Genomic DNA, 10,778 nt, shown 5'->3' with positions numbered 1-10,778 from the left:
TAACGGGCGCCTCGAGCACCTCCGCGGTATCGCGCTCGGCTTCCGGAACCTGACCCACTACATCGCAAGATCACTCCTCGAGACCGGAGGATTCAGGCCCTCTCTACACTCTCAAACGCGATGAGCCGGCAATCTCCACACGGCGCAGACGCGTTTGAGCAAGGCTGTAGAACAAATCGAACGTCTCGGTTCGATGATCTCGCTTCGCATCTCTCCGCGATTCCATGCGCTTCGCCTCGAGGAACTCGAGCTGGCGAACCGCCATCTTCGTGCAGTGCAACGAGAGAAGGACGCGGAGCGCGCCCACAAGGAAGAGTTGCGGGAACAGCGTAAGGCCGAGAAAGAGCTGCAGGCCGAGAAGGCTCGCCTCGAAAAGGAGCGCACGCATTACTCGAACACCATCGCAACCCTCGAGTCTAAAGGCGACTTCGAGGGTGCTGAGCGAATGAGGACTCGCCTCGAAGACGTCGAGCATGCGATCGAGAACGTTGACTACCGAGCAGCCAACATTCGGGCCGGCTACGTCTATGTCATCAGCAACGTCGGCTCCTTCGGGCCCGACGTCGTGAAGATCGGCCTCACCCGGCGGCTCGAGCCTATGGACCGGGTGCACGAGCTCGGCGATGCGTCTGTGCCGTTTCGCTTCGATGTTCACGCGCTCTTCTTCGCCGACGACGCAGTCTCCATCGAGGCAGAGCTGCACAGGCATTTCGCGAAGCGGCGCATCAACAAAGTCAATTTTCGCCGGGAGTACTTCCGCGCCACGCCCACTGAAGTCCGGGATGCGCTCCGCGAGCGCCGCGTTGAGTTGCTGGACTTCAGACTCGACCCGCAAGCAGAGGAGTTTCACGCCACTCGTGCGCTCGAGTCGAATCCCTGACCGAACTGCTTGCCGCCGATAATCGCAGAACCAGAACGGACCCATTTCCCTTGAAGCCCTCAGCAGCCGCGCTACGCTCGCCTCATGACTGACAAGCTCGTCTACACCGGTGAAATCGTCAACCCCGAGTGGATGCCCTCGTGGTCCGTCATCGAGGTGCCCGGCTCGAAGGACTTCTTCGGCACCGGCAAGTCGGTGAAAGCCGACACGACCGTCGACGGCGTCGTCGTGACGTCGGCGCTCATGCCAACAGGGCAGGGCGACCACTTCATCTCGGTCAGCGCGGCGCTGCGGAAGAAGCTGAAAAAGGACGTCGGCGACAGCGTCGATGTGGTGATCGGGCGCTTGAACGCCTGACGCCTGGACTCCCGCGCGGACGCAGGTCAGCGTCGGCGCGCATCCAGCAGGAGATCGAGCTGCTGTTGAGCAGCTGAGCGCACCCCGACGAGCACAAACGCGACCATGAGCATGGCGAGTCCGACCAGGAACATGACCGTGCCCACCATGGTGGGTGTCTCCGCGAGGTCGAAGGTGGCGCGGGTCGTCCCGGCGACCGTCAGTCCGCCGAAGAGCATCAGCAGCGGAGCGACGGTGGAGAACGCCACGGCGAGCCAGTGGAGGCGCACGCGAGGGTGGTCGGGAGCGGCGGTGTTCGAGGATGCTGGCTTCGTCACGCAGCAACCCTACCGACGCGCAGGCTTCGCTCGACCTCGGCTGCGACGGCGCACGCCGCGATCGCGCCGCTGGGCCAACACTCCGATGCACAGTTCCGCTCACGGGCTCGTCCAGCGTGAGCCTTCACGAATACGCTTGCACTGGGCAGTCGTTGTCGCTCGCTGCCAGCCACGCTCCGCTCGATAGATTCGGTCACTGACCGGTCAGCAGCGCAGCACGGGTCCGATTCACGTCAAATGAGGAAATCCCATGCACGAGATCACCTGCCCCCACTGCCACAAGGCCTTCACGATCGATGAGGCCGGCTACGCGGACATCCTGAAGCAGGTGCGGGACGGCGAGTTCGAGAAGGACCTCCACGAGCGGCTCGAGCTGGCCGAGGCGGCGAAGCGCGCCGAGATCGAGCTGGCGCAGGCGAAGGTCGCGCAGGAGTTCGAGGCGGCCGCGGCGAAGCGGAACATCGAGCTGCAGGAGCTGAAGGCGAAGCTCGAGGCCGGCGAGGTCACGCGGCGGCTCGCCGTCAGCGAGGCGCTGCAGTCGGTGGAGAAGGAGCGCGACACGCTCGCGAACGAGCTCGAGCAGGCCCGCCACGACAAGATCGCCGCAGAGGAACTCGCGGCGGCCAAGCGCGTGAGCGACCTGCAGAAGGCCGCCGCCGAGCGGGAAGCCGAGGTTCAGGCGCTCAAGTCGAAGCTCGACAGCCTCGAGATCACGCAGAAGCTCGCCGTCAACGAAGCTGTCGGGAAGGTCGAGAAGGAACGCGACGAACTGAAGGGCACCCTCGAGCGGGCCGCCCTGGAACGACAGCTCGTCGAGACGTCGCTGAAGGATAAGTACGAGACGCAGCTCCGCGACCGCGACGACGCCATCGAGCGCCTCAAGGACATGAAGGCTCGCCTCTCCACGAAGATGCTCGGCGAGACCCTCGAGCAGCACTGCGAGACCGTCTTCAACCAGATCCGCGCCACCGCGTTCCCGACGGCCTACTTCGAGAAGGACAACGACGCTCGCACCGGAAGCAAGGGCGACTACATCTTCCGCGACTCGGACGCGGGCGGCACCGAGATCACCTCGATCATGTTCGAGATGAAAAACGAGGCCGATACGACGGCCACGAAGAAGAAGAACGAGGACTTTCTCAAGGAGCTCGACAAGGACCGGCAGGAGAAGGGCTGCGAGTACGCCGTCCTCGTCACGCTCCTCGAGCCCGACAGCGAGCTCTACAACTCCGGCATCGTCGACGTCTCGCACCGCTTCCCGAAGATGTACGTCATCCGGCCGCAATTCTTCATCCCCATGATCACGCTGCTCCGCAACGGGTCCATGAACGCACTCAAGTACAAGACCGAGCTGGCGTCCGTGAAGGCGCAGAACGTCGACGTCACCGACTTCGAAGAGCGCCTCGATGAGTTCCAGAACGCGTTCGGACGCAACTACGAGCTCGCCTCTCGCCGGTTCGGGGAGGCCATCGACGAGATCGACAAGGCCATCGTGCGACTCCAGAAGGTGAAGGATGCGCTGCTCGGATCCGAACGCAACCTGCGCCTCGCCAACGACAAGGCGCAGGACGTGACCATCAAGAAGCTCACCCGCGGCAACCCCACCATGGCGCGCAAGTTCGCCGAGCTCGCGAGCGGCGACGCCGAGCGCTCACAGGACGACGACTCCGCGAGCGCATAGGCTCCCGCGCAGCACATCCGCCAGCACCGGCGGATGGTCGAACACCCCACCGGCAGGAGACGTGCCCATGGCAACGGCGAAGAGCAGAACCCGTGAGCAGCACATCGCAGTGTTCGGCGGGAGCGGCAGCGGCAAGACCGTGCTCGTCTCCTCCTTCTACGGCCCAACGCAGGAGCCGCAGTTCGCGAAGGAGAACCTCTACGAGGTCGTCGCCGACGACACCGGGCAGAGCGACAAGCTGTACCAGAGCTACCTCGGCATGAAGAACGCCGCGAAGGTGCCCGCATCCACCCGCTTCACGCACACCGCGTACTCGTTCCTGGTGAGGCCAAAGGCCTGGTCGGAGGAACGCGCGAAGAACTCGAAGCCGTTCGACGCACTCCGCCTCGTGTGGCACGACTACCCCGGCGAATGGTTCGAGGAGTCCGCGGAGGGCGAGGAGGAGAGCCGCAGGCGTGTCGAGACGTTCACGGCGCTCCTGAGCTCCGATGTCGCGCTCCTGCTCGTCGACGGTCAGCTGCTCCGCGACAATGAGGGCTCAGAAGAGCTGTACCTGAAGTCGCTGCTGACGAACATCCGCTCCGAACTGCTCCGCCTGAAGCCCGAGCTCCTGAAGAACGGCAAGCCCCTCGCGCAGTTCCCTCGCATCTGGGTGCTCGCTCTTTCGAAGTCCGACCTTCTTCCCCAGATGGATGCGCACGCTTTCAAAGCGCTGCTCGTCGAGAAGGTCAGCGACGAGCTCGATCAGCTGCGTCAGGAGCTTCGCGGTTTCGTTCAGGCGCCGGAGGCGATGTCGTTCGCCGAGGACTTCATCCTGCTGTCCTCCGCGAAGTTCGAGCCGGGCAAGATCGAAGTGACGGAGCGCGTCGGCGTCGACGCCGTCCTCCCACTCGCCGCGATCCTGCCCTTCGAACGCCACGTCAGCTGGGCGAAGAAGCTCCACGATGGCGGGAAGGTCGCGGAGAAGATCTTCAGCAAGGCGGGCGGGATGGCCGGCCTCGCCGCGATGGGGGCTCTGTTCGTCGTCAAGAAGATCAAGCTGCCTGGCCCCCTCGGACTCATTGCGGGGTTCGCGGCGTCACTCGTCTCGAAGGACTCCATCGAGCGGGGAGCGGCACTCGCCGGCGAGAAGCTCAAGACCGTCAACGCGGAGGCGCTCGCCAAGCACGACTACCTGACCGCGATGCTCACCCGCTTCAAACTCGACCTCGAAGAGGCAGAACGCAAGGGGATCCTCGTCAGGAGCAAGAAGTGAAGCTCATCTGGGCGACTCGAGGGCGCACGTGGGGGCACCGGTTCCTCCTCGACGGCGGTTTCGCGGACCCGCTCCCCGAATACGACAGAGCCTTCGCGCATCTCGGCGATGACTCGGAGCTCTGGCACCTCGGCGACGACCGGGCGGCGCTGCGCTTCCCTGACCCGGAAGGGCGCACAGACCGCGCCGGCAGGCCCATCACTCACGAGTTCGTGGTGTTCACGCCCGAGCTGCGCGAGATCTCGTCCGTTGCCACCGGACTCTCCATGATCTGGGCCCAGCCGATCGTCTCGGCCCGATTCGCCGACGTCTGGGATCTGCCGAAACCTCCGGCGCGTTCCTGAGCGAGCAGGCCGCCCCGACCCTGAACTCCGAAGAGACGCGAGGATCCCCATGAACCACCACACTCTGGAGCCAGAAGCCACGGGAACCGTCGGCGACGGCGCCGTATGGACGCAGGACGCATCCGGATCGAGGACCCAGATGGACCCGCTCCGGTGCGAGTTCGCGGGCTGGCTCGGCGACGAGCTCGTCGGCGTCCATCCGGACTTCATCGTGGCCGGTTCACTCGCCGATGCACTGCGCGCTTCCGACCTCTCGGGGTTCGAGTTGCGCGAGGCGACCGTCACGACGTCGCCGGAGTTCGTCTCCTACGCCGGCGGTCTCCCGGAGCGCTGGGAGCGACTCGAGCCCACCGGACGCGCAGATGGGAACGACGACTTCGCCCAGCGGGACGGGATGCTGCTGGTCAGCGAACGCGCCCTCGCGCTCCTCAACGAACACCGCATCGTCGAAGCGCAGCTCGTGCCCGCCGAAGAGACCCCCGAAGCGTCGCGGTTCGCGCATCACCGCGACGCGGCACGAGCCGCCGCCCGGCTTCGCGAGCGCGCCGGCCAGGAGGCCGAGGCTGACGAGGATGCCGTGGAAGTCGCTCGTCTCACCGAACTCGTCGACGCGCTCGGCGCGACCGCAACCGCATCCACACCGCCGAAAATGCGCGTCAACGGCGACGCGAAGCGCACGGTGGCGGGAGACCTCACCCTGGCCGCGGCCGCGCTCGGCAAGAAGATCGAGGATCCGGCGGCCCTCGCTCTCCTCGGACTCATCGACGGCCCCATCGAGATCAACCGCTCTGGCGCTTACCAGTGCGCCTCCCGGAACGCCGACCGCTCCTTGATCGTGGGGATGAAGGGAGGCGCCGTGAAATGCGTCGAATTTACCTTCCACCCGCACCGCAACGCCCCGGAAGCCAACTACCCGCGCACGGCGCACCTCATCGAGGGCATCGACCCGTTCACCCGCGACGGAGTCCTCGAGCACCTCGGGGAGCCCAAGGAGGTCCTGCCCCCGGACGACGGAGAGCGAAGCCGCGACGTGTATCGCATAGGACGACAGCGCGTGATGCTGTACTGGAGAGGGCAGGACTACTCGCCGCGGACGGTGATGGTCGGCCGCAAGGGCTGAGGGGCTCCCCCCTGCGTCCGCGCGACTTATCCCCAGGCAGACAGGCGGTCCGTTTTCCCGCCGCACGGAGGGACAGACTGGGGGTCTCACATGAGTCGCCGGCCGGGGATGCCGCGCGGAGAGCACGGGGAGATCGACATGTCAGTGGTGCACGTAGTTGCCAAGAGGTGGCGCGGCGGATGGGAGTTCCACCTCGGGCCTGAGGACGTGACGCAAGGAGCTACGCTCGGTGACGTTGCACGGCAGGTCTTCGACTACCTCGAGACGCGCGAGCCCGGGGTCGATCACAGTGCGACCAGCCTCAGCATCGCCTTCGACCTCGGCACGCTCACAGAAGCGGTCGACACGGCGAAGAAAGCGATCGAGAAAGCGCAACATGCGCATCTCGTCGCTGATACGCGTCTCAGGACTGCTGTCGCCGCGATGCACCGCGAACGGTACGCGAACCGCGATATCGCGTTGCTTCTCGAGATCGACCGCGATCGCGTGGAGGAACTGCTCCGAAGCACAGACTCTCGCTGAGCACCGTCCGCTGCGCGGGACTCCGCACATCGCGGACGTGCAAAGAACCGGACGTGCCGGTCGCGGCCTTCGGCCTCCTCCTCACGACGAACAATCACCCCGTCCGGACGAGAGCAATCGAAGAGCCAGCTACGCGTCCGATCAGACGGAGCCTGGTATCTGACATAGCCGAGTTGCGAGAACTATGGTCCTCCGCCGTCCGTGGCCCTGCTCAACGCCGCGCGCACCTGCTCGACAAAACGCGTTGGCGTGGGCCAGAGTTGCGATGTGGTCGCCCGGATCGCGAACCAGTCGATCTCCTGCAGACGGTTCACGCGCCCGATGTCCTTGCGCCATTGGCGCTTGTCGGTGCGGTGATGGTCCCCTTCGTACTCGATGGCGATCTTCTGAGCCCGATACGCGAGGTCGACACGCCCCACGAACTCCGACCCGTTCCAGACCTCGACGCCGACCTCCGGTTCCGGAAGCCCGCCAGCGACGATCACCAGCCGCGTCCAGGTCTCCATCGGTGATTCGACGCCTGCACGAACCCGTGCAACGGCCGCCCGCAAGGAGGCCCCACCCACACCGTTGCCCCAGGTTCGCGCGATCTCCCCGAGCTCCTCCAGCGTCGCGAGGGGCGGCGCCGTCCGCGCTCCCTCCGGTGGCTGCTCGGGCCGCACGATGCCCTCATAGTCCGTGGATGTGGCGACGAGGGCATCCCCCAGCACGACCAACTCGTTGACGTCGAGGTGGCGGGCGCAGGTTGCCCAGGTCAGCGCGGGCGACGCGACAGGTGCGCCGCGCAGCTCGCGAGCATCCCACAGCGACGCCCTGATGCTTCGCGACTTGACGCCCAGACCGGCGGGCCGGTTCCTCCCAGCCGGCACGAGGAGGTACACGGTCGAGTCGCGGTCAAGACGGCGTGGCACGGGCAGGCCCCAGATTCTCGCCGCTGTCAGCCCGCCGAGAACACAGCGGTCCTTGATCCTCGGCACGAAAGCGCGTGCGATCTCAAGAGGAGACCGCACTGCCCCTCGCACCCGCACGCCGCGGTGAGGTTTGGAGAATTCGGGGCCGTTCAGTTCCTGCCGTGTCAGGCCCGCGCGCAGCCCATCCCTGAACGCGAAGGGTTCGTTCCCCACTCCGGAGAGCATCTCCTCAGGCTCAGACATGGGCCAAGGGTAGAGGGATGCAGAGCTTGTCTTCCGAGATATCCACAGCCCGAAGGTGCGTTGAAAGCGACACCGAAGGTCGCGGCAGCCCCTTCCGGCGGATCATCCTGATGGGTTTCGCCGAGTCGTGATGGGAATCCCCCCATCGCGAGTCAGATAAACCCATCAATGTGAAGGGCCGACGAGCCCTGCGCCAGACTTCGATGGGTTTTGCCGACCGGTGGTGGGTAACGCCCCATCACGAGTCGGAGGAACCCATCAAAGTGGGCGCAGCTGCAGGAACCTCAGCCGACCTACTCCCCGCCCTCCACGACGTACAGCTTGCGTAGGGGCGCTCCGGTGACGGTCCACCGGGTGCGCATCCCTTCGCCGAGACGCACGATGGAACCCGGTTCGAGGTCGATCGACGGCAGCTCGGGCTCGAGGAACTCGACCGTCGCCGTTCCGCTGATCACGAGAAACACCTCGTCGGCCTCGACGTCGAGCATCGACCCGGCCGACATCTCCCACAGCCCGAACTCCGTGCCCGCGAAGGCGCCGAGCTCGTGCGCCGCGGTCGTCGGCTCGCCGCTCACCTTCTGCCACCCCTCGACGGGGTCGTGTGACAGGGATGCGCCCCGCGCGTGCACGACCGATCCGGGCTGCATCCCGGTCACACCACCGGCACCGGTCACGGCAGCGGCCTCATCTGCTGCGCTCTCACCGCCCGCGCTCACGAGTCGAACCCCAGGCCGACCGCGTCCATCGTCTTCAGCCACAGCCCGCGCTTGCCTTCGTTGCGGTCGGCGCGCGCCATCTCGGCGAGCGACACCTTCGCACCGATCGACGCGAACGGCTCCGGCGGGAACGGCAGCGGCTTCTTCTTCACGAAGTCCATGCGCGTGCGCTCCGTCTCCTCGCCGCTGAGCAGGTCGAGCAGCACGTTCGCCGCGTACCTCGTCGCGCCGACGCCGAGCCCCGTGAAGCCCGCCGCGTGCGCGACCCTGCCGTCGAACTCCGTGTCGAAGAACGAGAAGAACCGCGTGCAGGTGTCGATGACGCCGCCCCACTTGTGCGAGAAGCCGAGACCCTCGAGCTGCGGGTAGGTGGCGATGAAGTGCGCCGCGAGCTTCTCGAACGTCTCGGGGCGCTGGTCGTACTCCTGCTTGATGCGGCCGCCGTAGTTGTAGACGGCGTCGTACCCGCCGTAGAGGATGCGGGTGCGGCCGTCGGCGTCCGTGACGAGCCGCGAGTAGTGGAAGCGATTGTTGAGGTCCGTGATGCCCTGCCTCCGCTTCCAGCCGATCGATTCGAGCTGCTCGTCGCTCAACGGGTTCGTCATGAGCACGTAGTCGTAGACGGGCACCGTGTAGAAGCGGTCGCGCTTGATGAGCGCCGGGAAGGCGTTCGTGCCGAGCGCCACCCGCTGCGCGTAGATGCTGCCCTCGTCGGTGGTGACCGTGATGCCGCCGCCGTCTGCCTCGAGCGACCTGACGGGAGTGTTCTCGAAGATCGCGACGCCCATGCCGAGCACCACGCGGCGCAGCTCCCACACGAGCTTCGCGGGGTTCACGAGGGCGGTGCCCTCGCTTTCGTAGTTCGCGGCGAGGAACAGCGGGGAAGAGACTTCCTGCTGGAGTGTCTTCCTGTCGAGGAACTCGAGGCCGGAGTCGCCGACCGCCGCCTGCTCGAGCTCGGCGACCTGGTGGGGCTCGGTCGCGACGTTGAGCACGCCCGTCTCCTCGTAGTCGCAGTCCATCGAGTAGCGCTTGACGGTCTCCCCGATCTCGCGCAGGTTCTCGAGGCCGAGCGCTTCGAGCTTCGAGTACTCGTGCGGCAGCCGGTCCTTGCCGTTCGACTCCCCGTGGGTGAGGCTCGCCTCGCAGAACCCGCCGTTGCGGCCGGATGCGGCCCATCCGAGTCGCTTTCCCTCCAGCAGCATGATCTTCCGCTTCGGGTCGCGTTCCTTCGCGAGCAGCGCTGTCCACAGCCCCGTATATCCGCCACCGACGATCACGAGGTCGGCAGTGTGGTTGCTTCGAAGCGGCGGCGACGCGGCGGGACGAGCCGGGTCGTCGAGCCAGTAGGTCGTCGGCTTCGCTCCGGCGAGAGACGCGGCAATGCGCTCCTCGCTGATCTCGGCTTCCGCTCGATCGAACGTGGTCATTGATGTCCTCCGGGTGGGGGTTGACGGCCATCTGCTGCTTCGTGTCTACCCTGCTTACCTACCGTTTGGGTGGACGCCGTGTCGGTTCGACGCCCGACGCGTCGACGATCTGTCCGACAAGCTCAGCACGATCTGCGGCGAATGCACCACCCCCAGCGCTACCCTCGTGGTCACGCGACCCCATGATCGGTGTCGCGTCATCGAACAAGGGGAACCCATGACCGACATCAACGAACTGCTCAAGCTCATTCCAGTCGCCGACATCGCCAACCAGCTCGGTGTCGACAAGCAGACCGCCCAGCAGGGGATCCAGGCAGCGTTGCCGACCCTCATCGGCGGTCTCCAGGCGAACGCGGCCGATCCCGCAGGTGCCAAGTCGCTCGAGCACGCGCTCGAGAAGAAGGACACATCCCTCGTCGAAGGCCGCGTCTCGCTCGCCGACATCGACACCAACGACGGCGAGAAGATCGTCAAGAACGTCTTCGGCAGCAACACCGACCAGGTCGCGGCAGCCCTCGGCTCAGCACCGGGCGGCCAGACTTCGGGGCTCGTGCAGAAGCTGCTCCCGATCCTCGCGCCGATCGTGCTCGCGTGGCTCGCGAAGAAGTTCCTCGGCGGCCAGCAGGGCGCATCCACGACCGCGGGCTCGGGTTCGGGCGGCGGGCTCGAGGACCTTCTCGGCGGGATCCTGGGCGGTGGGTCCGGTTCCTCCGCAGGTTCCGCGAACGCGGGCGGCGGGGCGGGCGGCGGACTCGGTGACATCCTCGGGCAGGTGCTCGGCGGCGCGAGCGGTTCCAGCAAGCCAGCAGGTGGAGGACTCGGCGGAGGCCTGGGAGACATTCTCGGCGGGCTGCTCGGCGGCGGCAAGCGCTGACTCGTCGGGCAGCGGATGCGCGCGGGAGGGAGCGCGGGTCGAGCAGCACCGGCCTGCCCCTCCCCCGCATCCCGAAGCGCACCAGACGGCCGAGCACCCAGCGGATCTGACCGCCCCTACCGCCTCGT

Annotated in this window: 12 protein-coding genes; 8 read left to right on the top strand and 4 right to left on the bottom strand. The window is 66.3% G+C overall.

Annotation, left to right across the window (positions count from 1 at the left end; all coding sequences use genetic code 11):
• The first annotated feature begins 316 nt into the window (after positions 1–316).
• The gene (locus ABVF28_RS07430; RefSeq protein ID WP_371030021.1) at positions 317–880 is read left to right on the top strand and encodes a GIY-YIG nuclease family protein; all 564 of its coding nucleotides are present in this window, start codon (positions 317–319) and stop codon (positions 878–880) included.
• Between the two features lie 84 nt (positions 881–964).
• Positions 965–1,237 carry a DUF1905 domain-containing protein gene (locus ABVF28_RS07425; protein WP_211891421.1) on the top strand — a complete coding sequence of 91 codons (273 nt, stop codon included), beginning with the start codon at positions 965–967 and terminating at the stop codon, positions 1,235–1,237.
• Positions 1,238–1,263: 26 nt separating this feature from the next.
• Here ABVF28_RS07425 and ABVF28_RS07420 read toward each other — a convergent pair whose 3' ends face one another.
• A complete protein-coding gene (locus ABVF28_RS07420) occupies positions 1,264–1,554 on the bottom strand; it encodes a hypothetical protein (protein WP_371030020.1) in 291 nt (96 codons plus the stop codon).
• A 250-nt stretch (positions 1,555–1,804) separates the two neighbouring features.
• On the opposite strand from ABVF28_RS07420, the gene ABVF28_RS07415 reads away from it, so the two are divergent.
• The 5 genes from ABVF28_RS07415 to ABVF28_RS07395 all read left to right on the top strand — a co-directional run bounded on the left by ABVF28_RS07415 (position 1,805) and on the right by ABVF28_RS07395 (position 6,476).
• Positions 1,805–3,235 (top strand): DUF2130 domain-containing protein, encoded by a 1,431-nt coding sequence (locus tag ABVF28_RS07415; RefSeq protein ID WP_371030019.1) that lies wholly within the window; start codon positions 1,805–1,807, stop codon positions 3,233–3,235.
• Between the two features lie 67 nt (positions 3,236–3,302).
• Complete coding sequence (locus ABVF28_RS07410; RefSeq protein WP_179555686.1) at positions 3,303–4,490, top strand: ATP/GTP-binding protein; 1,188 nt, start codon at positions 3,303–3,305, stop codon at positions 4,488–4,490.
• On the top strand, positions 4,487–4,834 hold the full coding sequence (locus ABVF28_RS07405) for a hypothetical protein (protein WP_371030018.1): 348 nt from the start codon (positions 4,487–4,489) through the stop codon (positions 4,832–4,834). Before ABVF28_RS07410 ends, ABVF28_RS07405 begins: the two co-directional genes overlap by 4 nt.
• Before the next feature lie 49 nt (positions 4,835–4,883).
• Positions 4,884–5,954, top strand: coding sequence for a hypothetical protein (locus ABVF28_RS07400; protein WP_371030017.1), 1,071 nt, complete (start codon positions 4,884–4,886; stop codon positions 5,952–5,954).
• Positions 5,955–6,092: 138 nt separating this feature from the next.
• On the top strand, positions 6,093–6,476 hold the full coding sequence (locus ABVF28_RS07395) for a hypothetical protein (RefSeq protein ID WP_371030016.1): 384 nt from the start codon (positions 6,093–6,095) through the stop codon (positions 6,474–6,476).
• Between the two features lie 182 nt (positions 6,477–6,658).
• Here ABVF28_RS07395 and ABVF28_RS07390 read toward each other — a convergent pair whose 3' ends face one another.
• From ABVF28_RS07390 to ABVF28_RS07380, 3 genes are all read right to left on the bottom strand, one after another.
• Complete coding sequence (locus tag ABVF28_RS07390; RefSeq protein WP_371030015.1) at positions 6,659–7,387, bottom strand: hypothetical protein; 729 nt, start codon at positions 7,385–7,387, stop codon at positions 6,659–6,661.
• Positions 7,388–7,923: 536 nt separating this feature from the next.
• The gene (locus ABVF28_RS07385; protein WP_371030014.1) at positions 7,924–8,346 is read right to left on the bottom strand and encodes a cupin domain-containing protein; all 423 of its coding nucleotides are present in this window, start codon (positions 8,344–8,346) and stop codon (positions 7,924–7,926) included.
• Entirely contained in the window at positions 8,343–9,776 is a 1,434-nt protein-coding gene (locus tag ABVF28_RS07380) for an NAD(P)/FAD-dependent oxidoreductase (RefSeq protein WP_371030013.1), read from the bottom strand. The genes ABVF28_RS07385 and ABVF28_RS07380 overlap by 4 nt, the downstream gene beginning before the upstream one ends.
• A 217-nt stretch (positions 9,777–9,993) precedes the next feature.
• Here ABVF28_RS07380 and ABVF28_RS07375 point away from each other — a divergent pair, with 217 nt between their 5' ends.
• Positions 9,994–10,650 (top strand): DUF937 domain-containing protein, encoded by a 657-nt coding sequence (locus ABVF28_RS07375; protein ID WP_371030012.1) that lies wholly within the window; start codon positions 9,994–9,996, stop codon positions 10,648–10,650.
• Positions 10,651–10,778 lie beyond the last annotated feature (128 nt).

Source organism: Pseudoclavibacter sp. JSM 162008, from assembly GCF_041366455.1.
Lineage (GTDB): Bacteria > Actinomycetota > Actinomycetes > Actinomycetales > Microbacteriaceae > Pseudoclavibacter.
Note: the sequence above shows the minus strand (reverse complement) of the source record. Positions and strands in the feature narration are given on the sequence as shown.

Bases quoted from the DNA above. Each gene is read 5' to 3' on its own strand.
- ABVF28_RS07425 (WP_211891421.1), top strand. From the start codon at position 965: ATGACTGACAAGCTCGTCTACACCGGTGAAATCGTCAACCCCGAGTGG.
- ABVF28_RS07415 (WP_371030019.1), top strand. From the start codon at position 1,805: ATGCACGAGATCACCTGCCCCCACTGCCACAAGGCCTTCACGATCGAT.
- ABVF28_RS07410 (WP_179555686.1), top strand. From the start codon at position 3,303: ATGGCAACGGCGAAGAGCAGAACCCGTGAGCAGCACATCGCAGTGTTC.
- ABVF28_RS07400 (WP_371030017.1), top strand. From the start codon at position 4,884: ATGAACCACCACACTCTGGAGCCAGAAGCCACGGGAACCGTCGGCGAC.
- ABVF28_RS07395 (WP_371030016.1), top strand. From the start codon at position 6,093: ATGTCAGTGGTGCACGTAGTTGCCAAGAGGTGGCGCGGCGGATGGGAG.
- ABVF28_RS07380 (WP_371030013.1), bottom strand. From the start codon at position 9,776: ATGACCACGTTCGATCGAGCGGAAGCCGAGATCAGCGAGGAGCGCATT.
- ABVF28_RS07375 (WP_371030012.1), top strand. From the start codon at position 9,994: ATGACCGACATCAACGAACTGCTCAAGCTCATTCCAGTCGCCGACATC.